This window comes from Rodentibacter pneumotropicus DSM 21403 (assembly GCF_000379905.1).
Classification (GTDB): domain Bacteria; phylum Pseudomonadota; class Gammaproteobacteria; order Enterobacterales; family Pasteurellaceae; genus Rodentibacter; species Rodentibacter pneumotropicus.
Genome location: NZ_KB904049.1, coordinates 1 through 25904, shown reverse-complemented (window position 1 = coordinate 25904; position 25904 = coordinate 1). Strand labels below are relative to the sequence as shown.

At 40.6% G+C, this 25904-nt stretch carries 20 protein-coding genes and 1 pseudogene; 11 read left to right on the top strand and 10 right to left on the bottom strand.

Going from position 1 to position 25904, the window contains the following annotated elements:
* Window positions 1-1180 precede the first annotated feature (1180 nt).
* From A3GE_RS0105055 to rraB, 4 genes are all read right to left on the bottom strand, one after another.
* Window positions 1181-2050 carry an OmpA family protein gene (locus A3GE_RS0105055; RefSeq protein WP_018356187.1) on the bottom strand — a complete coding sequence of 290 codons (870 nt, stop codon included), beginning with the start codon at window positions 2048-2050 and terminating at the stop codon, window positions 1181-1183.
* Between the two features lie 639 nt (window positions 2051-2689).
* Window positions 2690-3304, bottom strand: coding sequence for a peptidylprolyl isomerase (gene slyD / locus A3GE_RS0105045; RefSeq protein WP_018356185.1), 615 nt, complete (start codon window positions 3302-3304; stop codon window positions 2690-2692).
* A gap of 64 nt (window positions 3305-3368) precedes the next feature.
* Complete coding sequence (locus tag A3GE_RS0105040; protein WP_018356184.1) at window positions 3369-4094, bottom strand: SIMPL domain-containing protein; 726 nt, start codon at window positions 4092-4094, stop codon at window positions 3369-3371.
* Window positions 4095-4210: 116 nt separating this feature from the next.
* Window positions 4211-4633: a ribonuclease E inhibitor RraB gene (gene rraB, locus A3GE_RS0105035; protein ID WP_018356183.1), complete on the bottom strand. Its 423-nt coding sequence runs from the start codon at window positions 4631-4633 to the stop codon at window positions 4211-4213.
* Window positions 4634-4735: 102 nt separating this feature from the next.
* Between rraB and truD the strand changes: the two genes are divergently transcribed.
* The 10 genes and pseudogenes from truD (at window position 4736) to A3GE_RS11460 (ending at window position 17539) form a co-directional block, all read left to right on the top strand.
* Entirely contained in the window at window positions 4736-5755 is a 1020-nt protein-coding gene (gene truD, locus A3GE_RS0105030; protein ID WP_018356182.1) for a tRNA pseudouridine(13) synthase TruD, read from the top strand.
* Window positions 5755-6495, top strand: coding sequence for a 5'/3'-nucleotidase SurE (surE, locus tag A3GE_RS0105025; RefSeq protein WP_018356181.1), 741 nt, complete (start codon window positions 5755-5757; stop codon window positions 6493-6495). The genes truD and surE overlap by 1 nt, the downstream gene beginning before the upstream one ends.
* Window positions 6496-6534: 39 nt before the next feature.
* Window positions 6535-7110, top strand: a complete 576-nt coding sequence (locus A3GE_RS0105020; RefSeq protein ID WP_018356180.1) for a YqaA family protein — start codon at window positions 6535-6537, stop codon at window positions 7108-7110.
* Window positions 7111-7121: 11 nt separating this feature from the next.
* Window positions 7122-7316: a putative periplasmic lipoprotein gene (locus A3GE_RS0105015; protein ID WP_018356179.1), complete on the top strand. Its 195-nt coding sequence runs from the start codon at window positions 7122-7124 to the stop codon at window positions 7314-7316.
* A gap of 13 nt (window positions 7317-7329) precedes the next feature.
* A complete protein-coding gene (gene nlpD, locus A3GE_RS0105010) occupies window positions 7330-8514 on the top strand; it encodes a murein hydrolase activator NlpD (RefSeq protein ID WP_018356178.1) in 1185 nt (394 codons plus the stop codon).
* 113 nt (window positions 8515-8627) lie between these two features.
* On the top strand, window positions 8628-9962 hold the full coding sequence (locus A3GE_RS0105005; protein WP_018356177.1) for a DUF4123 domain-containing protein: 1335 nt from the start codon (window positions 8628-8630) through the stop codon (window positions 9960-9962).
* Window positions 9955-12156: an alpha/beta hydrolase gene (locus tag A3GE_RS0105000; RefSeq protein WP_018356176.1), complete on the top strand. Its 2202-nt coding sequence runs from the start codon at window positions 9955-9957 to the stop codon at window positions 12154-12156. The genes A3GE_RS0105005 and A3GE_RS0105000 overlap by 8 nt, the downstream gene beginning before the upstream one ends.
* Entirely contained in the window at window positions 12153-13322 is a 1170-nt protein-coding gene (locus tag A3GE_RS0104995) for a WD40 repeat domain-containing protein (protein ID WP_018356175.1), read from the top strand. Before A3GE_RS0105000 ends, A3GE_RS0104995 begins: the two co-directional genes overlap by 4 nt.
* Before the next feature lie 140 nt (window positions 13323-13462).
* Window positions 13463-14104 carry a MerR family transcriptional regulator gene (locus A3GE_RS0104990; RefSeq protein WP_018356174.1) on the top strand — a complete coding sequence of 214 codons (642 nt, stop codon included), beginning with the start codon at window positions 13463-13465 and terminating at the stop codon, window positions 14102-14104.
* Window positions 14101-17539 (top strand): annotated as a pseudogene (locus tag A3GE_RS11460) (acyl-[ACP]--phospholipid O-acyltransferase). The gene A3GE_RS0104990 and the pseudogene A3GE_RS11460 overlap by 4 nt, the downstream one beginning before the upstream one ends.
* 43 nt (window positions 17540-17582) lie before the next feature.
* Here the strand turns inward: A3GE_RS11460 and deoD are convergent.
* A complete protein-coding gene (deoD, locus tag A3GE_RS0104980) occupies window positions 17583-18302 on the bottom strand; it encodes a purine-nucleoside phosphorylase (protein WP_018356173.1) in 720 nt (239 codons plus the stop codon).
* Between the two features lie 86 nt (window positions 18303-18388).
* Window positions 18389-19633 (bottom strand): NupC/NupG family nucleoside CNT transporter, encoded by a 1245-nt coding sequence (locus A3GE_RS0104975; RefSeq protein WP_018356172.1) that lies wholly within the window; start codon window positions 19631-19633, stop codon window positions 18389-18391.
* Between the two features lie 325 nt (window positions 19634-19958).
* Here A3GE_RS0104975 and phoA point away from each other — a divergent pair, with 325 nt between their 5' ends.
* On the top strand, window positions 19959-21362 hold the full coding sequence (phoA, locus tag A3GE_RS0104970; protein WP_018356171.1) for an alkaline phosphatase: 1404 nt from the start codon (window positions 19959-19961) through the stop codon (window positions 21360-21362).
* Between the two features lie 88 nt (window positions 21363-21450).
* On the opposite strand, the gene pdxH is transcribed toward phoA, so the two are convergent.
* The 4 genes from pdxH to A3GE_RS11565 all read right to left on the bottom strand — a co-directional run.
* Window positions 21451-22083 carry a pyridoxamine 5'-phosphate oxidase gene (gene pdxH, locus A3GE_RS0104965; protein WP_018356170.1) on the bottom strand — a complete coding sequence of 211 codons (633 nt, stop codon included), beginning with the start codon at window positions 22081-22083 and terminating at the stop codon, window positions 21451-21453.
* Window positions 22084-22159: 76 nt separating this feature from the next.
* Window positions 22160-22927, bottom strand: coding sequence for a HugZ family heme oxygenase (locus tag A3GE_RS0104960; RefSeq protein WP_018356169.1), 768 nt, complete (start codon window positions 22925-22927; stop codon window positions 22160-22162).
* A 373-nt stretch (window positions 22928-23300) separates the two neighbouring features.
* Entirely contained in the window at window positions 23301-24941 is a 1641-nt protein-coding gene (locus tag A3GE_RS0104950) for an ABC transporter substrate-binding protein (protein WP_018356167.1), read from the bottom strand.
* A 243-nt stretch (window positions 24942-25184) separates the two neighbouring features.
* The coding region (locus A3GE_RS11565) for a YadA family autotransporter adhesin (RefSeq protein WP_018356166.1) at window positions 25185-25904 on the bottom strand (720 nt) is incomplete at its 5' end.

The window sequence follows — 25904 nt, the reverse complement described above, 5'->3', positions numbered from 1 at the left end:
GTCACTTTTGCTACCACTTTGTAATCACCGTCTGCGGTTATCTCTGTTGTTGGAATCGTTACAGCTGCTTTACCGGCAGTTTCATCCGCATCGGTTACAACGTGATCGACTGTTACTGTGGAGCCATCCGGTTTCGTAACCGTTANTGTTACTGTATCACCTGCTTTGGTGTTTTTCGGTAAAGTGACATTCACTTGTACGCCGTCAGACGCTTCTGTTTTGTTTACACCATCTGCTGCTTCAGGAACGCTGACTTTTGGACCTCCGTTCTCAGTAGTCGCATCATTGTCATTCGCATCTGCATTGCCATTGCCATCAACATCGCCTGGTACGCGTGACGTAGTTGGATTATTAGCTGCTGTTGCATCTACATTAGCGGTATTGCCTTTATCATCTGTACCGGTAGCCGTTACTTTAGAACCGTCTTTAACTTTATTCGCCGGGATGCTAAATGTTCCGTTTGCATTCGGGGTTACATCCGGATTATCTGATGACCAGTTACCATTTGCATCTTTCGTCAAGGTTGCTGCTTTTTTATTACCACTTTCATCGGTATATTTCACCACAACTTTGGTGTTGTCTGCACCTGGTGCTACCGTTACAGAACCGTCTGATTTGGCATCTAATGTTGGTTTATCCGCTGTGTTATCGGCATTACCATTATTACTGTCACCGTTGCTTCCGCCACTACTTGCTGCGATCGCAATACCTGCTGCTAACGGAACTAACGCTAATAACCACCAAGGGTTAAACGCCCAGAAGGCACTCGCTAGCTCTTCGCCGCCTAAGGCTTGTGGTGCAGCCACCTCTTCCGCTAACATACTAACCGCATCCGATTTTAAGCCGGATTCCGGCACATAAGCATAGATACCGCCGTTTTCGTGTTGCCCAACGATTAAATTGGTTACTTCTTCAGAATTTTCATCACCGTAGTAGCCTTTAATTAGCACATCCGGATTCATATCACCATCTTCTAAGAAGATTTTTAAATCTTTCCCTTCACGTTTAGCAATAATATTTTGTGGACCAAAACCTGTTTGATCGTCAATTAATTGATAGTTAGATTTATCTCTTGCATCAATGACTAATGTATCACCTTGATTAATTTGGTGAGATGCAATTACTTTCTTTGCACTTAATACTTTTAATGTAGTCGACATATTTATTCCTTACTAATAAATTATTTACCGTAAACTGCAATTTCAACACGACGATTAGGTTGGTTACATTGATTTCGTTGTGCATCTTTATAGGTATCACAGGTTGTTACAACTGGTTCAGCTTTGCCATAGCCAACAGCTTCAATTGGTGTGGAAACGCCTGCTTTTTGCAACGCTAATTTCACCGTATTGGCACGTTTTTGTGATAATGTTTGGTTATAAGCTGTAGATCCGATTGGGTCGGTGTGACCGGATACAAGAATTTTACTAATGGATGGCATTTCTTTTACTTTATCCGCAAATTCCCTAATTTTTTCCTTACCATTTGGTAAGATATCGTTATAACCTGATTTATTGAAACCGAATAATGCACTTGCATCCAAAGACTCCACCGCAAGTACTGCCGCACCACAATTTGCCGGGCTCGGTACGCGGGATAAGGTTTGATTCTCTTTTGGTAATTTTGAAACTTCTTGTTCTGCAACCGCACTTTCTACTCGAGTAAAGCTCAATTTGCCATTTTGTTGAGTGATTTTGATATAAGTTACTTCATTAACCGGCAATGTATAATTTACGCCGTGCGTACGATTACCAAATTGTACGTTTGTTGTGAAAGATGAAGTGAATGTATGTTTATCTGCACAAAGCGCAACCGGAGTAAAGGCATTAGGTAACAATGATGTCTGATAGTTACCATCTACATAAACATTAATAGCAGGGCCTTGAACGTCATCCTGACGATAGAACACAGCTAGGGATTGATTCTCACCTAGTTGGGTAGAAATGTTACTATCCCTGAAATTATTCCATACTTCTAACGGTTGATTAACATCACGTGCACAACCGGTTAGGGTAGCAATGATCCCCAAACAGAGTAATGTTTTATTCATATATAAAACCTCTTAATAATTAAATGATAAGTGAATTAAAATAACTCATTTTATTTATCCTCCGGAAAACTACTTTTTAATTTCTTGGCAAGCGTACACACGCCTTAAACCTTAAAAAAAGGGGGAAAAAAGAAAATGGTCATTAAAAATAAACTCAGCGCACCTATTTTAGATTTAGATAACGCTGAGAGATCTTGAGAAAACTAAAAAACTCAAGACACAGTGAACTTGATTTAAAGACCACTGTGTCTTGAGTTTTTATGATAAAAAGAAGGGGCTGGCAGCTAGCTATGCTGTTTGCTGTTTGCTGTTTGCTGTTTGCTGTTTGCTGTTTGCTGTTTGCTGTTTGCTGTTTGCTGTTTGCTGTTTGCTGTTTGCTGTTTGCTGTTTGCTGTTTGCTACTCTCATTTTGCACCTATTCGCACATTAAGTCAAGATTTATTTCTCGTTGGCTATAAGATTACAACAGTCTGCGATGATACTGGATTTTAATTAAAATTCAAGAGAAACTGACGTTTTAATAATCAAAAATTGATATTATTGTTAATATCTATTGATTACGATATCAGAACAATAAAAACATACTCAACTTCAAAAGAAGGGCAATATTATGTTGCCCTTTGTATCTTGCTAGAAGGATTAATGGCCGCCGCAGCCACAACCGCCATGTCCGTGATGCTCATCGTGTTTATGACCACCGCCGCCACAGCAACCGCCGTGTCCATGATCATGGTGATGACCACCGCAACCACAGCCATGACCTTCTTCATCATTGTCATGATGACCATGTGCACCGTGAACGTGACCGTGAGCAATTTCTTCTAGGGTCGCTTCACGGGTTGCCACTACTTCAACAGTGAAGTGTAATTCTTGACCGGCTAACATATGGTTACCATCCACCACCACTTCATCGCCATCAACTTCGGTAATCACTACTGGAACCGGACCGATATCTGTATCAGCCAAGAAACGCATTCCCACCACTAACTCATCGACACCTTGGAAAACATCTTTTGGTACTCGTTGCACCATATTTTCATTATATTCGCCATAGCCTTCTTCCGGTTGAACACGAACTTCAAATTTATCGCCTACGGCTTTGCCTTCCAAAGCTTTTTCAAGACCAATGACTAAATTGTTATGACCTTGTAAATATTCTAATGGTTGATTTGCCGGAGCTTCGTCCACCAATACACCATCTTGGGTGCGAACTTGGTAAGCAATGCTCACCACTACGTTTTTTGCTACATTCATGAGGTTTCCTTATTGTGTAAAAGTCATTGTCATTCTATAGAAGAAAAAAGAATTGTATAGAAAATTAATCTTTAAGCAATTCAATTCGGGCATTTGCACGCACTCGTACTGTTTCCTTTCCATTTTCTAAAAAGGCATTATCTGCACCACTCATAGCCTCAGCGGATAGCATCGCCACCTTTGCTGCTCTCGGTGAGGCATAGGCGCGAATCGGTGCTGCTTCATTTGCTGATGAAATCTCTAAATCAAGAATTCGGTAGTTTTTCATCTGCAATGATTGCTGGATTAATGTGGCTTTCTTTTTGAATTTTTCAATGGTTTCTTGGGTTAATGCATTTTCGATACCCATTAATTTTTCAGAGGATAATGTTGCATTCATTTCTTCCACAGCAAGAATGCCGTCAAGGGACGTTATTACGTTGGATAAGGCTTGGAAATCTTTGCTTTCCAACACTAAGGTTGCCCGTGCAACCCAACCATTTTTTTTGCCTTCATTATCATAACGTACAGTAGTGTTGCGAAAATTTTCTTTAATTTCTACCGCACTTTGTTCTTTGATAATGTTCACGGCTTTATTTAAGCGCTCTGAAATGGTCTTATTTAAATCCGCTAAATTTTTTCCATCTACTTGATAAAACAAGCGTACATTCAATAAATCTCGCTCAATGTTTTTTTCCACTTCAGTGCTAAATGACACAATATTGCTTGGCGGATTTGCACTGTTTTCTGCCAATGCAGACAGGCTAAGTGGTAAGGCTAACAGGGCAAGACCGAATGCTTTTAATTTCATAAATTTCTCCAAAAATTATTCATAAATCACTAAAGTGATTTATTCACGCCTTTGGTGCCGTTGGCAAAGCCAACGTTCAAATTTGTGACCGCACTTTTATTTATGCGGTCAGACAATTAGTGTAAATGCGGTTCTTCGACCTCATCGTCATCAAAAAATTCACCGTCGTTTCCGTATTCGTCTTCATCGGCGTTCGGATCTTCAAAATAAGTTCCCCAGCCATCATAAATGCCCTTGTGTTTCTCAATTAGAGGTAAAATTTCCTTTTGTTGGGCATCAATAATTTCTGCCTTTAATTCCACTTCGCTAATGATGTCAAAACAGAAAATGGTTTTCCCATTATCATCTTCAAATTCTTCCGCTTCTGATACTTCATAGCCGGCTTTGAAGGCATCCACCGCAATTTTTTCCAATGTATCAAAGTCATAGTGTGCAACGTGGTGTTCAATAATATAGAGGGCGGCAGGGTCGCTACCATCATTTAATAAATCAGTGATAATTTCGCGTGTTTCCGTTTGAAGTTCGGCAAAATCAGTCATAGTTAATTCCTTAGTTGGCGTGAAAAGTGCGGTTATTTTAGTGGATAAATCCTCAAAAGTCGCATAGAATTTCGCGGACTATCAACCCAAACTTATTAAACCATGCTTGAACAACTCCCTTACCTCACCTTAAAAACACCGCCAAAATCCACCGCACTTTTAAAGCAACAATGTGCGGATTTTGTAGTGAAGGAAGACCTTGGCTATGAAATGTCGGGCGAAGGGGAGTTTGTGGCGTTAAAAGTACGAAAGACAGCTTGTAACACCTTATTTGTCGGTGAGAAGCTGGCAAAATTTGCCGGTGTGTCGGAACGCAATATGGGATATGCCGGTTTAAAGGATCGTCAAGCTATTACGGAACAATGGTTCTGCCTGCAAATGCCGGGACAGGAAACACCGGACTTCAGTCAATTTGTATTGGAAGGCATAGAAATTTTAGAGGTAACCCGCCATCATCGCAAAATTCGCACGGGAAGTTTGCAAGGCAACTATTTTGAAATTTTGTTACGTGATGCCCAAGAAACCGATGAATTAAAGGCTCGCCTAAACTTTGTGGCAAATTTTGGGTTTCCCAATTATTTTATGGAACAACGCTTTGGGCGTGATGGTCATAACCTCACACAGGCACTGCGTTGGGCTCAAGGCGAAATTAAGGTGAAAGATCGCAAAAAACGTAGCTTTTACCTTTCCGCCGCACGCAGTGAGATTTTCAATTTAGTAGCGGCGGCACGGATTGAGCAAAATCTTGCACAACAAGTTTTGCTAAATGATATCGTGCAATTAAAAGGTTCACACAGTTGGTTTAAAGCGGATGAATCAGAAGATTTGAACGCCTTACAAGTGCGGTTAAATCAACAGGATATTTTGCTTACAGCCCCTCTAATCGGTGAAGAAAACCTTGTGGCTTCAGCGATCGAAAATGACATTGTGGAACAACATAATGCGTTTTCTCCTTTAATGAAACAGGAAAAAATGAAAGCGGCACGCCGTCCGTTGTTAATGCAGGCACAAGGTTTTCAATGGCAGTTTGTTGAGGAAGGATTAAAACTCTCTTTTTATTTGCCGGCTGGCAGCTATGCCACAGCACTTATTAGGGAATTAGTAAATTATAAGGAAGCATAATGCGAATTTTATTAAGTAATGATGATGGTTTTCATGCGGAAGGGATTCAAGTTTTAGCGGCAGAATTACGCAAATTTGCGGAGGTGGTAATTGTCGCTCCGGATCGTAATCGGAGTGCTGCGTCTAGTGCATTAACCTTAGTCGAGCCTTTACGCCCTCGTCATTTAGATAACGGTGATTATTGTATTAATGGCACACCGGCAGATTGTGTGCATTTAGCATTAAATGGTTTTTTATCCGGTCAAGTAGATTTGGTGGTGTCGGGCATTAATGCAGGTTGCAATATGGGTGATGATACGATTTATTCCGGTACAGTGGCGGCGGCATTGGAAGGGCGTCATTTAGGGTTGCCTTCCATTGCGGTTTCCTTAGATGGTCGTCAGCATTATGAAACAGCGGCACGGGTGGTGGCGGATTTAATTCCGAAATTGCATAACCGATTATTAAATTCTCGTGAAATTATTAATATTAATGTACCGGATTTGTCTTACGAAGAACTCAAAGGTTATAAAGTTTGCCATTTGGGTTACCGTTCTTCTGCGGCAGAGGTGATAAAACAAGAAGATCCCCGTGGTGAAGCTATCTATTGGATTGGTCCTGCGGGTTTACCGGAGAACGAGCAAGAAGGTACGGATTTTCATGCAGTGAAGAATGGTTATGTTTCCATTACCCCTATTCAAGCCGATATGACAGCCCATCATTCAATTCTGGCTTTACAAGATTGGTTGGAACGTGAATAATGCGACACTTTGCTCGGCGACAATTAAAAGGTGAAGGAAATGAATATTTTTGGGGCAATGTATGATAAAACCATGGAATGGTCGAAACATCGTTTTGCCATGTTTTGGCTGTCCTTTGTGAGTTTTATTGAAGCGATTTTTTTTCCTATTCCTCCGGATGTGATGTTGATACCTATGTCGATGTCGAAGCCAAAAAGTGCGGTCAAATTTGCCCTTTATACTGCCATTGCCTCCATCCTAGGCGGAATAATCGGCTATGCTATTGGTTATTTTGCGACGGATTGGGTGCAAGGTATTGTACAACAATGGGGTTATGGAGAGCATTGGGCAACGGCGATAAAGTGGTTTGAGCAATGGGGCGTACTTGTTATTTTTGTTGCTGGTTTTAGCCCGATTCCTTATAAAGTGTTTACGCTTTGTGCCGGTGTGATGCAAATGGCATTTTTCCCTTTTGTCTTGACCGCATTTATTTCCCGTGCGGCACGTTTTTTACTGGTTGCAAAACTCGCCGCATGGGGCGGAGAAAAATTTGCAGCAAAATTGCGTAAGTCTATTGAAATTATTGGTTGGTCAGTCGTTGCACTTGCGGTAGTGGCTTACTTTATTTTGAAATAATAGGATATATTATGAATAAATATTTATTTGCGTTGTCTATGTCGGTAGTTTTAGTCGCCTGTTCTTCACCGAATTCACCGAAAGTGAGCGATCCTGATGCTTTACCGAATGGTATTATGCAACCGGTTGAAGGAACAGGTGCCGTTGCCGGTGGCAGTTTTATGCCGGAAATAGAACAACAAACTATGCCAAATACAATGAAATAAGAAGGAAAAATAAATGAAAAAATCGTTTTTATTGTTACCCCTGAGTGTTGCAATTTTAAGTGCTTGTTCATCTAATACGCAAGCACCGATTGAAAATGCAGGCGGTACACTTTCACCGGGCATTATGCAACCGGTAGATAATAACAGTAGCGGTACTTGGCAGCCTGAGATTCAACAAAATACCATGCCGAATAATATGGGAACCAATGCAACAGGTGTGCCCGTTGGAACTCAAACACCACAGCCGAATTTTCAACCGACTTATCAACCGGTACAACCTGTCGTATCTGCCCCTATACAGCCTCAGACAAAGACGGTAACAAAAACTGTGTCAGACTGCACGAGCTCAGGCTCAATTAACGTGCCACGCAATCCAAATACCAATGCACCGGATTACAGCCAAATCCAAAAAGGCTCGTATAAAGGAGAGACCTATAAAGTCAATAAAGGCGATACCATGTTTTTAATCGCTTACTTGGCTGGTATGGACGTGAAAGAGCTTGCAGCAATGAATAATATGTCTGAGCCTTATAGTTTAAGTGTCGGTCAAACCTTAAAAATCGGCAAGTGTGTTACTAAAACCGTGACGACAACCGTGCCGGCAAATGCAGCCTCAGCACCTGTGAAACCGATTGAACCTGCCGTTACTTACAGAGCGGGTGCAAACGGCACGCAAATTGGTTCTGACGGTACGATTATTGGTCCGGTGAAATCAGGTGCAGGTGTTCCTTCTGCTGCACCGACTTCTACAAATGTACCAAGTGCTCCGGTTGCAACAGGAAATACGACACCGGTAAATGCAAATGTCGCCGCACCTATTGCATCTAATGTTGCTTGGACATGGCCGGCAAGCGGAAATATTATCCAAGGTTTCTCAAGCTCAGATGGTGGAAATAAAGGGATTGATATTTCAGGCTCTCGCGGACAATCAGTTAAAGCCGCTGCTGCGGGTCGGGTTGTATATGCGGGCAATGCATTGCGTGGTTATGGCAACCTTATCATTATCAAACACAATGATGATTTCTTGAGTGCTTATGCGCACAATGACAGAATCCTCGTGAGTGATCAGCAGGAAATTAAAGCAGGGCAAGAAATCGCTAAAATGGGTAGCACAGGTACCAATAGCGTAAAACTTCACTTTGAAATTCGTTATAAAGGTAAATCGATCGATCCGATTCGTTACTTACCAAGACGATAATGAATATAAAAAGAGCGGTCAATTTGACCGCTCTTTTTTTACCCTCTCATTTTTATATGCTTACTTTTCAGTATAATAGTGAAGATTTTTTATACTATTTGGAGATCAATTTTATGCTCGACAATTTACCTTCTATTTGGGTTCAAGATGCTTTCCAAATTACAGATAAAAGCCAAGATAAAGTATTGATTTTGGTTCTCGGTGAGAATGAGAATATTGCAAGAAGCTATATTCAGTATTATCAGATGAAACACCAACTTCGTTTTTCTTTCTCATTCAATATCTTGCCTTTAGAAACCTACGTGCAACATCACGCAGATGAGGATTTGAGAGAAATACTTTATTCGGAAGCTCAAAAACTCTCGAAAAATCAACCGCTCTTTTTGTTTTATCCGGATCGTAATCTTCTTCATCAAACAACGACACTCAATCTCAAAAAACAAATTTATTCTATTCCTTCTTGGGTGGAACAATGTGCGGTATCGACATTTGCATTATTTGAAGTGCCTCCCATTATTGAGACCCGATTATGGGATAACGAACCGAGTGATAAATGCTATGCAGTCATTAAGGCATCAAAATCCCCTTTCTTCCCGAGGTTATTTCACGGTGAGGGCATTCGTTATGCTTGTTTATTCCAAGGTGAAAAAGCCGAAACCTACGCTAAAAGTGCGCCTTATTTGGTTGAACTTCCTAAAGGGCATGAAATATTGCCTCGTCTATTTTGCCGTAATGGTGAAAATTATGTAGAAGGAATTAATTATGGTGAACGCAATATCGGCACATTTTTTCGTTCTGATGCAGAATTTGAGGAACTATTGAACCATTTCCGTAAATGGCTCATTTTGCCTGATTATACGGGACATTATTATTACCTTCGTTTCCTCGATCCTATCGCTTTAGAAGAATACCTTGATCGTCTGCAAACTTATCCCACCAAATTAGCTGCATTTTTTAATGGAAAGATGATTAAAAAGGTATTCTGCATTAAACATGGCGATGAGTTGATCGAATATGAACCCATTGTTGATTTATCGACGTTTAAACAAGCCAAAAAACAATTTGATAAATTTGAAATTGAAGCCTTTACCAAACTTCACGATAGATCGCTATGCAAAAAAATTATTGAAGAAATTATGGAACAACACCCTGAATTTGCTAACGCTTATGGCAAGGATATCGTAGAAAAAACGGTCAATCATGCTTATCGTTTGGCAAAAGCCGCACAAATGAAAGGAACGATCAGTGTTCTACAATTTGCATTGGCAAACCTTATTTATGGTGATTCGGTGAATTATCTCGACCCGGAAAACAAATTGAATAATATTTTAATGAGTGATTTAACGGAACAGCAGAAACAATTTTATTTAGAAAAGCGCTTTGATCAACTCGAAAAACAAGGTCGCATTCGCCACCAATTACAACCAACAGGAGTATATTATGTCTAGTGTAGATACCGCACTTAATAAGATGATAGTATCTCATCAGCCGGAACAAATTGACCGCCCGACAAATATGTGTCGTGCTAATGTGACAATTTATCATCGTGACAGCTTAAATAAATACCGTAAGCTGCCGGATGGTATTATGGTGACGGTGTTTGATAGCTCCGGCAAGGCATATCCGGCTAAGATTGAGAGCGGCGAAAGCAAGCATAATGGTGTGCTATGCGGTGAAATTTCTTGGCAGCTATCGGGTGGTGAAGCTGTGTCTTCAACCTATACGAAAAAAGATAATCGGCGCTTAACGGAACAGACTGAACATACGCCTTTTAAGGCTTCGGATGGGTATGTACTAATCAAAGCACGAAATCAGATTTCCGATGGTCAAGATGAATTTACAATATCAAAAGAACCGTTGAAACAACTTGCTGATCCCTTAAAAGTACAAGTGAGTTTTACGGAAAACAAAGTAGAAGCGGTGTATTTACCGCCACCGATTTTGGTGAATTTACGCTTAAGACAGAATGAGCCGGCGGTTCAATTAACCGAGAAGGTTATTCAGCAGCTTATTGATGATGGCGGACATACAACATTATTTATCCATGGTTATAACGTCCCTTTGGGGCGTTTAGGGCGTTTTGCTTCAAGTGAAGAACTTGGCGAACAAGTGCAGTATAGGAGCCAATTATCGCCGGAGCAAGCTCAAAAACCTTATCTGTACTATGACAATAAATTGATGAAACAGGCGGTTAATGTCGATTTACATAGGAAGTTAGAAAAAAATTATTTAGCCAAAGGCGTGAGTTATACAAAAGTGGGGGATCGGGATGTTTTTGCTCTTGCTGAAGTAAAAAAAAGCTATGATAAATTGTCACCGAGCCTGAATGGTAAAGAAGCTTTATCTTGGTTTCCTCATGTTGAATTTCATTTGAATCTTGCTGCTTCGGGGAAAAAGAAATTGGTGGAATTTGATCAATGGGATAAATATAGTCGGATTGTTGGCGTTACTTGGTCGGGCAGTGTCGATCCGGATTTAAATTTCTTTCGTGCGGAAATGTACGCTAATGAAGCCGGACGGAAACTTGCCAGCGTGTTGAAACAGTTGATTGAGCAAGGGCTAAAAATCAACATCATCACTCATTCTTTAGGGGCAAGGGTCGCACTTTCCGCTATGAATATCTTAGGCGATATGGCGGGTGAATATGATCATCGGATTGATAACCTGATTTTATGGGAGCCTGCGGTGGCAGATAATGCGCTAACGAATTTGGATAATTATGATGCGAAGAAAGTATTCAATCCGCTCGCTATGGAAATTTTCCCTTATGCCCATAAAGTGCCGAAACATATTACCGTATTATATTCACAAGAAGACGGTGTATTAGGCAGCGATAATAGTTATAGCGATTACGAACCGGTTGCGTTAATCGGCGGGGCTTATCCGAGCAAATATCTGTCTTTTACCACAGGCAATTCGGCACTAAAAGAATATTATAAAGATACGCGAATTTATGATTATGAGAAATCGGTTATCCAGATCAAACACACCTGCGATTTGCTGTATGCCGGTGCAGAGAAACAATACCGCCCCGATGAATGTGCGAAACTGCCTCATGCTTATCAAGTTAACCGTTATAAACAAGAAATAGCGGCATTGATTCGAGAGGAAGCGGCGAGAGTGAATGATCCGGCAAATAGCCCGACTTTTATTCCGCCATTAACCTATTTGAAGCCTTGGAGCCATTTCAAATGTTTCCCTGAAGAGGTGTTAAATCACATTATTGAGGTGTTAATCGGAAATGCGTTATCGGATTGGGAGAAAAGGGACAATTATTTTAAAGTGCGGGCAGCGTTGGGGCATCAAGGGAATCGGCAAACTGTACTCGGATTGGATAAAAATCGAAAGGAGTTATCTTTACAACGGAAAAAAATGTTACACGATCCATTTCTTGCTGAATTAGGTAAAAATGAGGAAAAACTAGGATATTTTGGTCAGGTAATTGACGAAGATGATGGTTCGCAACGTTATTATTTTATTTCCCATTCGGCGATGCGAACCTGGGAGTGGTTAGATTTGGATAGACATCAGGTATTTCCATTAATTTACGAATACAGTTATAAAGAATGGATTATGGATAGAAAAATTCAGGAACATTCAAAATTTGGGCGATACCCTAAAAACTTGGGAGGTGAACAATGAAAAATTTCTTTTTTTTAGTTTTATTTATCGCCTTAGGTTGGGGGGGATATTATGTGTATGAAAACCGCCATGATGTTTTTTCCAGTACGAAAGGCGTCAGAAATTTAAGTATTTCCAGTGATGGTCGATATGTTGTAAGTGCGCATTATGGAAAAAAACTGGTACTTTGGGATATAGAAAAACGAACGAAGACAGTGCTGGCAGAAAGAGTCAATACAAACAGCCCTTATTTTATTCCGAACAGCCATGATTTTATGTGGCAGGATAAAAATAATGTTGTGCATATTCAAAATGTAGAGGGGCAAGAGATTGCCCATTTTAAGCATTATAAAGTCGAACGGCATTTAATGAGTGAAGACCGAACACTCTATATCAGTGCAGATCGGACGGGGGAAATTTATAAAGGTTATGGCGATGATATGGTGCCGATTTATACGGATACGCCGACATGGCGACACTATAATTTTGCCTTATCGGATAAATATTTTTTAACAGCCTCATCAGGGCGAGGCACACGAGAAGATGGCTCGGTCGTTCAATTTAATCCTACAGCCGATCCTGTGCAGCCCAGCGTTTATAAAAAAAGTAGCTATAATGGTGTCGTTTTATGGGATCGGAATACGTTAAAACCGGCAGCAGAGCTTTTTGGCTTTGGCGGACGCTCAGATGCCTTATTTAGTCCTGATGGAAAGTGGATTGTTGGGGGAGGGGAAAATGGGCGAGATTATATGTGGTCGGTTGAAAATTTAAACCACCGCCAAGAATTGGCATCCATTTATGGTATCTACGATAAAAATACCCGAAAGTATGACGTAAGTGGCAATAAACCTATTTTTGAAGCCGTTGGGGTTTCGACACCGGACACTATCGCTTATGCGTTTGTTACAGATTCAGAATTTGTACAATTAAAAGAAACAGGCATGATGGATGGTACGGGAAAAGAATATATGAATTTATATACTGTCGGTGACCCATGGATAAAAGCCTATGTGAACATTGGTTTTTATCCTGCAATTTCAACCAATGCCTTTGAAAAGTCAAATAGTGTTGATTCAGCTCCCAAGGCAAATATCTTAGTTACCGGACAAGCGGTTCACGGCGGTATCAACGTTTACCGCTACCACCCCGATAAAATGGAGTTAGAAAAAATCTGGGTGGCGTATTAATTCTAAAGTGCGGTTGGTTTTCTAAGTGTTTTTAAATATGGTTACGTTTTCCTTATCTTGAAAACTGTAAAGCGGCACTGTTTACTTTTTATGGTGTAGAGTATAGAATCCTCTTCAAATTTAATTAAGAGGGAAACCTTATGTTAAAAATGAATGATTTGGTGAAGCTCAGCCAAACGCCAAAATCGACAGTACTGTATTATGTGAAAGAGGGGCTGTTGCCTGAGCCGTTGAAAGATAAACCGAATTTTCATCTCTATGATGATCGCTGTGTTGGTTTGTTGGAATTTATTAAATATCTGCAAACCAATTTCAATGCGAGCATTTCTCAAATTAAACAACTTTTTTCTCACCCTGATTTTGACTGGCAAAATCCCTATGAAAGTTTGATTTCATTGATTGGCATTATTATGGGGGCGGAAAATGAAACCTTTTTACCATCAGAACTTTGTCAAGAATTTTCCATTTCTGAGAGCGAATTGCAAGAAATGGTAGGCGAGGGCTTACTTAATCCGCGCGAGGGAATTTTTACCGCAAAAGAACGGGATATTTTAGCCATTATTTGCCGTTGTAATGAGATAGAACGTGAAATGGTGAAAACCTATTTACAAACGGCGAAAACGCTTGCGACACAAGAGGTGAATCTTACCTTATCGGCGTTAAAAGATAATGAGCAAAAAGACGAAAAACTTAAACATCTTTTTGATTTGCTGTTAGTGCTGAAACCTTATGTATTAAATATGCAAACCTTAAAAATTTATCAAACGGAGAGGGTGAAATGAAACTCTTAAAATATGCAGGTTTTGTGCCTTATTTGGCGATTGTTTTTTTGAATGCGGGCGTGGATTTAGCCCATAAAATCACGATTCAAAATGTGTTGTTGAAAAGTTTTGAAGGCAATACCTTAGTAATATTAACAGCGTTAATCAACGCAATGATTTTATTGCCCTTTATTTTTCTTTTTTCGCCTTCGGCATTTATTAACGACAAATTCAGCCGTATCAAGGTAATTCGCTGGAGCAGCTTGGCAGCGGTAGGTATTTCAACGGCGATTTTATTCAGTTATGTGATTGGCGAATTTTATCTCGCCTTTGCCTTAACGCTGATTTTGGCGGCGCAAAGTGCGGTCTATTCTCCGGCTAAATATAGCCTTATCAAATCTATTGTCGGCACGGAAAACATCGGGCTTGCCAACGGTGTGATTCAAGCCTTAACCATTGTGGCGATTTTGTTTAGCTCTTTTGCCTTCTCCATTTTCTTTGAAGGCTATTATGTGCCTTCTGATAATCCGAATGAGGTGCTACAAAGTGTTTGGATGATTGGTATCGCACTAGTTGTGTTTAGCGTTCTTTGCCTTCAAAATTCCTTTCTTTCCACAAGAAAAAGAAGGAAATGAAAAATTCTCTGCGGGAAAATATTTATCTTTCGGTTATTTGAAAGATAATCTCCGCACTTTGCGTAGCGATAAAAATATTTGGCTAAGTGTGATTGGCTTGAGTCTTTTCTGGGGTGTATCACAAGTGATTGTGGCGGCATTTCCGGCGCATTACAAAGCCTTGTTTAATGTAGATAATGCCGTGATTATTCAAGCCATTCTTGCGGTTAGCGGTTTAGGGTTAATTGTCGGGTCTTACCTTGCCGGGCGAGTTTCCCGTTTGCATATCGAATTGGGGATTGTACCGGTTGGAGCATTAGGAATTTTTGTTTCGCTCGTTGGCTTAACTTTGGTCAGTACCAATTTCTCGCTGATGCTTTTTTCTTTCGGATTCGGTTTCTTTGGCGGTTTATTTATCGTGCCACTCAATGCGACCATTCAATATTTCGCCCCTGAAAAAAGCAGTGGCAAAATTATGGCAGGCAACAACTTTATCCAAAATATCTTTATGGTTGGCTTTTTGCTACTGAGCATTGTATTTATCGAACTTAGCCTTTCCACCATTGGTATTTTCTTAACGATTTCTGTGGTTTGTTTATTGGGCAGCCTTTATGCCATGTGGAAACTTCCGCATTTATTCGTCCGCTTGTTACTCTTACCTTTGCTGAAAACCAATTACCGTTTCCATGTGGAGGGATTAAAAAATCTTCCGCAAAGCGGCGGCACATTATTATTAGGTAACCATATTAGTTGGATTGACTGGCTCGTGTTGCAAGCCGCCAGTCCACGCGCCATTAAATTTGTGATGTTCCGCCCCATTTACAATAAGTGGTATTTGACGTGGTTCTTGCGTATTTTCCGTGTGATTCCTATTGGTGCAGGTTCAAGCCGTGAGTCCATTGAAACGATTCGTGAATATTTGGCACGTGGTGAAGTGGTGGCGTTATTCCCGGAAGGTCATATCAGCTACAACGGTCAGATCAATGAATTTAAAAAAGGCTTTGAACACGTATTGAAAGATTTGGATAACGTAACGACTGTGCCATTTTATTTGAGGGGTTTATGGGGCAGCAGTTTTTCCCGTGCTGATAATTTCTATAAAAACCTTACGAAAAAACAAGGCAAACGTGAAATTTTAGTCGCGTTTGGCAAACCGATTCACGGCTTTATTGATGCCACAGCAATGAAACAAAAAGTGCTCGAACTTTCCTTCTCAGTGTGGGAAAAAGTGATTGCCAAACGCAAACCGCTCACGCACCATTGGTTGAACAGTGCAAAATCCAACTTGTTCAAGGAATGCGTGGTGGACGGACAAGGTATGAAACTGAATAACCTCAAGTTTATTGCTGCTGTGCTGATGTTCGGCAAACAGCTCAAAAAAGCGTTAGGCGATGAGAGGAATGTTGGAGTCTTGTTACCAAGCTCGGCTATCGGTGCCATTGTGAATATGGCGTTGATGGTAATGGGTAAAGTGCCGGTTAATTTGAACTATACTCTCAGCCCGGAAGTAATGGAAAAAGCCCTCGTCAAGGCGAATATTAATAAAGTCATTACCGCTGAAAAATTCTTAAATAAACTGAATGCCAAAGGTTTTGCCTTTGATGAGGTGTTAGCCGGAAAAACAATTTTTGCGGAAGAACTAGGCAAAAAAATCACGAAAAGTGAGAAAGTGCGGTCACTTTTAACAGCGTTTTTTGCTCCTCGTTGGTGGATTAAATTGATGCATTTTGCGGATGTACGTTTGGATGATACGGCAACGATTTTGTTTAGCAGCGGTAGCGAAGGCACCCCAAAAGGCATTGAATTGAGCCATAAAAATCTGCTCACCAATATTAAACAAGTAAGTGAATTGCTCAACTTCCAAGAAGATGATGTGATTTTAAATTCTTTGCCTATTTTCCATTCTTTCGGCTTAACGGTAACTACCTTAATGCCATTGTGTGAAGGCATCAAAATGGTGAGTGTGGCAGATCCGACCGATGGCGCCGAAGTAGGCAAAATGTGCGCCCGCCATAACGTGAGCATTATATTTGGCACCTCGACATTCTTCCGTTTATATGCCCGCAATAAAAAATTGCATCCGTTAATGCTACAAAGTGTACGAATGGTGATCGCCGGGGCGGAAAAATTGAAAGCGGACGTGAAAGAGGCTTTCCGTTTAAAATTCGGTTTAGACATCTACGAGGGCTACGGTGCGACAGAAACCGCACCGGTTGCAAGCGTCAATATGCCAAATATTTTAGATCCTGACAGTCTAAAAGAATTTACCTTCAACAAAGCGGGTACAGTGGGTATGCCATTGCCTGGCACGATTATTAAAATCGTTGATCCGAATACGTTACAAGAATTACCAACAGGTGAAGACGGGTTGATTCTCATTGGTGGCGGACAAGTGATGAAAGGCTACTTGGATGATCCTGAAAAAACCAGTGAAGTCATTGCCGAACTTGACGGCGTGCGCTATTACAAAACAGGCGACAAAGGGCATATTGATGAAAACGGCTTTATCACTATTGTGGATCGCTATTCCCGTTTCGCCAAAATCGGCGGCGAGATGATCAGTCTTGGTAGTGTGGAAGAAAATATCGCCCAAGTGTTGAGCGATGAAAACCAATTTGTCGCGATAGCAGTAAACGATGAGAAAAAAGGGGAAAGTGTTGTCTTGTTGGTGAAATCGCCACTCAGTCTTGAGGAAATTAACGCCCGAATTAAATCCCTCAACGTGCCACCAATTATGCTCCCAAGCCAAGTGTTCTTAGTCGATGAAATTCCACTTCTCGGCAGTGGAAAAGTGGATTTTAAAGGGGCGAGGAAATTGGCGGAGGAAATATTGAGCCTATAAGGTAAAAGAGCGGTCAAATTGACCGCTCTTTTTTAGTCTTGAATTAGGCGTTTTTATCGTCAATTAAAATACTTTCTAATGCGATTTCAATCATTTCGTTGAAGGTTAATTGGCGCTCTTCCGCACTGGTTTGTTCGTGAGTTCGAATGTGGTCGGAAACCGTACAGATGGTTAATGCACGGGCGCCGAATTCAGCCGCTACCCCGTAGATTCCTGCAGCTTCCATTTCCACACCAAGAATGCCGTATTTTTCCATCACATCAAACATTTCAACATCCGGTGTGTAGAATAAATCCGCTGAGAACAAATTCCCGACTTTCACTGCAATGCCTTTCTCTTTTGCGGCTGCAACTGCCGCACTTGTTAAACCGAAATCGGCAATAGCGGCAAAGTCATTATCTTTAAAACGGATACGGTTTACTTTAGAGTCCGTACAAGCCCCTAACCCGATCACTACATCACGCAATTGGACATCCATTTTTACTGCGCCACAAGAACCGACACGAATGATCTTTTTCACGCCATATTCGGTAATTAATTCTTTAGTGTAGATTGAGCAAGACGGAATCCCCATACCGTGTCCCATCACTGAGATTTTACGACCTTTATAAGTGCCTGTGAAACCAAGCATATTGCGTACATTGGTGACTTCTTTAGCATCATCTAAAAATGTTTCTGCGATATATTTCGCACGAAGCGGATCACCCGGCATTAATACTGCATCAGCAAATGCACCTTCAGGTGCGTTGATATGTGGAGTCATTGTATTTACCTCTTTTTTGACAATAATGAAAAGAAACGCACCACGTTAATCGTGGTGCAAAATGTGGCGGGATTTGACCGCACTTATTATAGTGCGCCACTTAATCCGATGAAAAGACCGGCAATGGTGGCACTCATTAAGTTGGCTAATGTTCCTCCGATAACGGCTTTTAAGCCTAAACGGGCGATATCGCCACGGCGATTCGGTGCCATACCGCCCAAGCCGCCAATTAGGATGGCGATGGAGCTAAAGTTTGCAAAGCCACAGAGCGCGAAAGTGATAATGGCCTTGGTTTTTTCAGTTAATACGACAGGTGTATCCGGTTGTAAATATTTTGTGAATTCAAGGTAGCCAACGAATTCATTCACGGCTAATTTCATCCCGATCATTTGTCCTGCAATGCCGGATTCTTCCCAAGACACCCCGATTAAGTAGGCAAGCGGTTTAAAAATCCAGCCGAAGATGGTTTGTAAGGTTAAATCGCCATAACCAAACCAGCCGCCGATACCGCCTAAAATACCATTAATTAGGGCAATTAAGGCCACAAAAGCGATTAACATTGCACCGACATTGAGTGCTAATTGCATACCGGCACTTGCGCCACTTGCCATAGCTTCCAGCACATTGGACGGTTTTTCGCTGTCGTCCGCTTCAGGTTGAGAATCAATAAACTGCTGGGTTTGCGGATAAAGAATTTTGGCAAATAATAATCCTGCCGGAGCCGCCATAAAGGATGCTGCGATCAAATAATTAAGCGGTACGCCCATGCCCGCGTAGCCTGCCATAACCGAGCCGGCGATAGAAGCCAATCCGCCTACCATAATGGCGAATAATTCGGATTCTGTCATACGGCTGATATAAGGTTTCACCACTAATGGTGCTTCTGTTTGTCCAACGAAAATATTGGCGGCGGCGGACATAGATTCTGCTTTTGATGTACCTAATAGTTTTTGCAAAGCACCACCAATAATTCTAATCACCAATTGCATAATGCCTAAGTAATAAAGCACGGAAATTAATCCGGAGAAGAAGACGATAATCGGTAATACTTTCACCGCAAAAATAAAGCCTATATTGCTTGGATCTGCCAATCCGCCAAAGACGAAGTTAATCCCTTCATTACCGTAAGCAATTACGTTAGCTACGGCATCGGCGGTTGCGCCTAATACTTTTCGACCTGCTGGTACATATAAAATAAGGGCGGCAAATCCAATTTGGATTACAAACGCCCCTAGTACTGTTCGCCAATTAATCGCACGACGATTATTTGAGAATAATAATGCGATGGCAATTAATACCACTATGCCAAGAATGCTCATTAAAACGTCCATAGTAAACCTCAATTATTAAAGATAAAAATTCGCCCGTTATTCTACTGTTTTTTTGGTAAATCGTGTGAATTTTTTCCCAAAAAAGTCATGTAATGATCAGTAAATTGTCAATTTGTGATCGATACCACATTTTTGCATTGTAGGTTTATTGATATGTATTTGGAATAACATAAAATTCTTTATAAAAGATGACCATACTTTTCTATTTTATTAGGTGCAAAATTAACCGATTGTTGAAATATTATGGATGCCAATTTCATGTCATTAAAATGTCATAATGCTTTTTTAGAATGCCTTCGTTCAATTCATATGATAGGAGAAAAAAATGAAATTGAAATCAATAGGCAAACAAGCATTACTCGGTTTATCTTTGAATGCTTTCATGTTATCGGTAAATGCGGTTGAACTAAATGTAATCAATAAGGATATTTCCCAACAAGGGGGAGCAAAGCGTTTAGCTGAAAGTAAAAAATCGCAATTAAGTGAGTTATTGGAAAAAAATCAAGTTAAAAATGTAATCTTATTAATTGGCGATGGAATGGGCGATTCTGAAATTACCATTGCTCGAAATTATGCGGAAGGTGCAGCAGGTGCGTTTAAAGGAATTGATGCTTTGCCTTTTTCCGGTCATATCACGACTTATGCGCTTGATAAAGAGACAAAACTTATTGAACAGGTTACGGATTCTGCGGCTTCGGCGACAGCTTGGACATCGGGAATTAAAACTTATAACGGTGCGATAGGTGTAGATGTTTACGGAAAACCTGTAATAAACTTGGCGGAAATTGCTAAAAAATTGGGGAAAGGTACGGGTAATGTCACGACAGCTGAAATTCAAGATGCAACTCCGGCTGCACTCTTAGCCCATATTAGTCACCGAAAATGTTACGGTCCGTCTGCAACTGCTGAACGTTGCCCAGAAAGTGCGTTAGAAAATGGTGGTCTGGGTTCTATTACCGAACAATTTTTATCCAATCCTCCGGATGTTGTTTTTGGTGGTGGGCGTAAAACCTTTGATGAAAAGCCTAATGCGGGAGAATTTAAAGATCGCACTTTATGGCAACAAGCGGTTGATAAAGGGTTTAGCCTAGTGAATAATGCTGAAGATTTAAATAAATTGGATAAAAACAATAAGTTTCCTATTCTAGGATTATTTTCCAGTGGAAATATGCCGGTTCGTTGGTTAGGCGGACAAGCCACTTTTGAGGGAAATCATGATAACCCAATAACGTGTCAAGCCAATCCGGAACGTGATGCAACAATTCCAAATTTAGCTCAGATGACAGAAAAAGCTATTGAGTTGCTAAAAGAAAATCCGAATGGCTTTTTCTTACAAGTTGAAGGCGCATCTATTGATAAGCAGAATCACAAAGCGAACCCTTGCGGACAAATCGGTGAAACCGTTGATTTGGATGAAGCTGTACAATCTGCCTTGGAATTTGCTCGCAAAGACGGGCAAACTTTAGTGATTGTTACTGCAGATCACGCTCACACCAGCCAATTAGTGCCGAATAAAGCGAAACCGGCAGGTTTAACTCAAACGCTTAAAGCAAAAGATAATTCAATCATGACGATTAGTTACGGTACAGGAAAAGAAGCTGACGAGCAACAACACACAGGAAGTCAGCTCCGTATTGCCGCTTACGGACCAAAAGCCTATGAGTTTTCAGGGTTGCTGGATCAAACGGATATTTTCTTTATCATAAAACAGGCATTACAGGGTAAATAATTTACTGTTCAAAATATAACAAAAGGGGAGCATAGGATTTGCTCCCTTTACTTTTTATGAGCATTAAATGGAGAGGAGCTTTGTTTTTTTAAGGTGAAAGACGTTCTCGAATCCAAATATTATTTTCGAGACGGTATTGAATACGATCGTGTAAACGGCTTGGGCGACCTTGCCAAAATTCTACACAATTCGGTGTGATTAAATAGCCGCCCCAATGTGCGGGACGCGGTACGTTAATAGGGTATTTCGCGGCGACAAGTGCTGCTTTTGCCAATAAAGATTTATAGCCGGAAATGACCGCACTTTGTTTGCTTGCCCAAGCACCAATTCGGCTTGTGTAAGGTCTACTGGCAAAATATTCATCGGATTGTTTATCTGAAATTTTAACAGCTTTGCCTTCAATACGAACTTGGCGTTCCAGCTCCGGCCAAAAGAAAGTCAGTGCAACATAGGGGTTATGTTCAATAGCCAGTCCCTTTTTACTGTGGTAGTTGGTGAAGAAAACGAAACCCTGTTGATTAACTTCTTTGAGTAATACCATACGGCTGCTTGGTTTGCCGTTTTCATCCACCGTCGCAACATTCATTGCTGTTGGTTCATTGACTTGGCTTGTTATGGCTTCATTCATCCATAATTCAAATTGTGAAATCGGATCTTTATGACAATCATGTTGAGACAGTACCCGTTTGCGGTACTCTTCTCGAATATTATGCAAATCCATTTTTGTCTCCTTTGCAAGAAAAAGCCCCAGTGAAAATTATTGAGGCTAGGATAGATCTTGCAAGAAGGTTCGTCAATTAAGATTGATTAGAGGCAGCTTTTCCGTGCGGGTTGCCTTTAACGCCGATATGTGAAATTTCACCGCTTGGACTAATTGAGTAGGCTTGACCGAAACCACGTACGAAGCGCCCTGTTCCAAACGTTAATTCAATGAGATCAAAATCTGTAAAATCTCTAATGGTTTTAATACCGCCGACATCGTTCATGGTTTCGGCTAATTTATCAAGGGCCTTTTCTACGATCGGATCTCCTCTTGGTATAAACTTAGCAGAGGCTTTGTAGCGAAGGCGGGTGCGTACAATAATTGATTTGGCTTGGCTTTCATCTTCTAAAAACATGACTTCAACTTGATTCGGGTTTCGCTTTAAATTGTCGTAATGTTCCGCAATAGCACTGATATAAATATAGTTTTTACCATCAAGAGAAATGATCGGGGCGTAAGAAGCAATAGGTGTGCCCTTAGCATCAAGCGTAGCAAGTACACAACTTTTTACACTTTGGCGAAATTCATCAATTTTTGTTTTGATTCGACCATAGTTTTCCACGGGTTTACTTTCTACGCAAAGTGTGATGATGGATTGTTTAATTGAGTTTTCATCTGCAGGGTGAGGAAATTCTACCCGTAGTTTTTTGCCGTTATTGTATTCAAAATCCAAACCACCAAAATCAACATTAAGCAGTTTGACTTCACTAACTTCTCTTTCTCCACCAAATTTTTTGCAGAGAGCGCTCATATCATCTTGATGATGATCATTCATGTGAGTGATAATTCGATTGAAATCCATTTTAGCTCCTATTTTGTGAGTGATTTTTTCACCATTTCACGAATTTACAAATAAAAGAAATAGTCCAAACCATTATACGGAAGAAAAAAGGATTTTATAGAATTTTTGCAAAATATAATTATTCTTATTTGTGGTGGGAGGTAAATAGGCGACTAATACAGTATTGGTAGCAATTGTACAAACCTAATTTAGGATTTATTTGTAGGAATACACTGCGTGTGTCTGTTTATAACATACTAAAATAAGTTGGTTTTATAACGGACACACGCAGTGTGTTCCCGCATTTTGTTGAAATTCCGACTTTTTTCATTTGCTACATAATATCGGGGTAAGAAAAAAGTGCGGTCAATTTTAACCGCACTTTCATTAGTCATTATTTGCCATCAACACTCACGCCATAAAAGGCATCATAGCCGAATGGGCTTTGAACATAGCCTTTAACACGTGGGCTTAGTGGTGCAAATCCGACGGAGTGAGCAACCGGAATCCAAGGTGCTTGTTCGTGAGCAATAACTTGTGCTTGTTTATATAATGCTGCACGTTCTTCTTTATTCGTTAATCCGATTGCTTTATCTAACAATGCATCAAATTCAGCATTTTTAAAACGGGCAAGGTTTGAATTGCCGGCATTAGCACTCGACAGTAATGGAGACAGGAAGTTATCCGGATCACCGTTATCGCCTGACCAACCAAAAATACCTGCCGTTAATTCACCGACTTTTGCCCGTTTTTGGTAATCCGCCCATTCATAAGTTACCGGATTGGTTTTTACCCCCACTTTTGCCCAGTCAGCCATAATCAGTTCAGCCATACGTTTTGGATTTGGGTTTGATGAGCGAATCACCGGTTGAATCCAGAAATCAGTTTCAAAGCCATTCGGATAGCCTGCTTCTGCTAAGAGTTGTTTCGCTTTCTCGGGATCATATGGATAATCTTGAACCTCATCGTTATAACTCCAAATAGTTGGTGGCAACGGATTTTTTGCCGGTGTGCCGGCGCCTTGATACACCGCATCAATAATGGCTTTTTTATCCACCGCATAATTTAATGCCTGACGCACTTTTACGTTGTCAAAAGGTGCTTTTTCTGTGTTAAATGCGATATAGGCTACGTTCAAGCCTTTTTGTTCCAAGAGCTGTACTTTCGGATCGGTTTTCATTTTTGCCAAATCTGCCACATTTGGGAATAAAATTAAATCGCAAGTTCCCGATTGTAATTTTGCATAACGGGTGGAAGCATCCGGTACGATACTGATCACTAAGCGATCGAGCGGTGTGCGTCCTTTCCAATAATTTTCATTTGCCACATATTGTGCCGCCTGATCAATTTTATAGTCCACAAAGACAAACGGGCCCGTACCCACAGGGCGGTTATCAATGGTTTCCGGTTTACCTGCTTTTAGCATTGCATCCGCATACTCTGCAGAATAAATGGAAATAAAATCCATCCCTAAACTTGCTAAGAACGTCGCATCTTTTTTATTTAAGGTAATACGAACAGTATTGTCATCCACTTTCTCTACGGATTTTAATAAATCAGGAAATTTCATTGCTTTGAAATAAGGATAAGTACCTCTTGACACATTGTGATAAGGATGATTTGGATCTAACTGACGTTGGAATGAAAAAAGCACATCATCGGCATTAAAATCACGGCTTGGCGTAAACGCCTTGGTGGTATGGAATTTTACCCCTTTACGGAGATGAAACGTATAAGTTAAGCCGTCTTCGCTAATATCCCAACTTTCCGCTAAGGCAGGCTCAATATCTGTCGAACCTTTTTTAAACTCCACCAATCGGTTATATACTTGCTGTGAACTCGCATTATAAGAGGTGCCTTCCATCACAAGTGCAGGACTAAAACCCAATGGTGCTTTCGCCGTGCAATACACAAAAGTATTGTTCGATGATGAAACATTTGCTGCTTGAGCATTTTTATCGGACGAACCGAATTGATCACAAGCTGCTAAAAGTAATGAAGCAGCCATAAATGTTAGGCTTGTTTTTAATTTCATAGTTGTGTCCTCATTTTAAATTAGATTGGTAAAAGGTATGGTTCTCGATGAGCAGCTCATAAATAGCAATTTATAATTAAGTTTAGCAACAGTGAATACCGAATTTTTCGTAAAATCACTGCATTATCGTTTAGATATTACAAAATGAGCGTACTTTAAGTACGCTCATTATTTATATCAGATTTTGTGCAGTCAGGGTAAAGATTAAAAACTTTACTAATTTTGACCGCACTTTTAGGTTAATTAGAACTTCCAACCAACCGCTGCACCACCGGCATAATCTCCTGAATTGTTCGCACTACCACCGATTTTGATAATAACGCGACCGTTGTCGGTCACTCTGGAGTAGCCCACTGCGATTGCCGATGCACCACGGTAAGTACCACCACCAACACTCACAACACTTTCACCTGCACGATAAGATTGCGGTAGTAAGCTCATTGCAACAGCGGAAGCGATACCACTGCGTAAGCGACGATCAACCCGATTAATACGACTATGCACATCGCGCATATTTAGCGACAATTTCTTGTCAAAATAACCGAGATTTACTGCATCGCTGGCTTCTTTCGGATCTGCGACATTTGTTACCCGTACAGGTTTGTCCGAGCCGCTATTGAGTCTTACAACATCTGTTCGATGTTGAACATCTTTGTTTGTTTTAGGATCGACATAAACGAGTGGTCCGGTCATTTGTAATTGATCCAATGCCTGACTAAGCGTTTTTTTGTCGGTATTGCCATAAATATTAAAGCTACCTTCAATATCAGAATTACCTAAATCAATTTTCGCATTATCCGCAAGAGTTAAAGATTTATTAATCGTTACATCTTGTAAAACAGTATTGCCTTCAACGGTTAGACTTCCTCCAATCGTTGAATTCCCCTTCGTGGTACTGTCGCCATTCACCAAAAGATCTTGAGTGGTGGTTGTACCTTCAATCGTTGCATTACCTTTCACAAG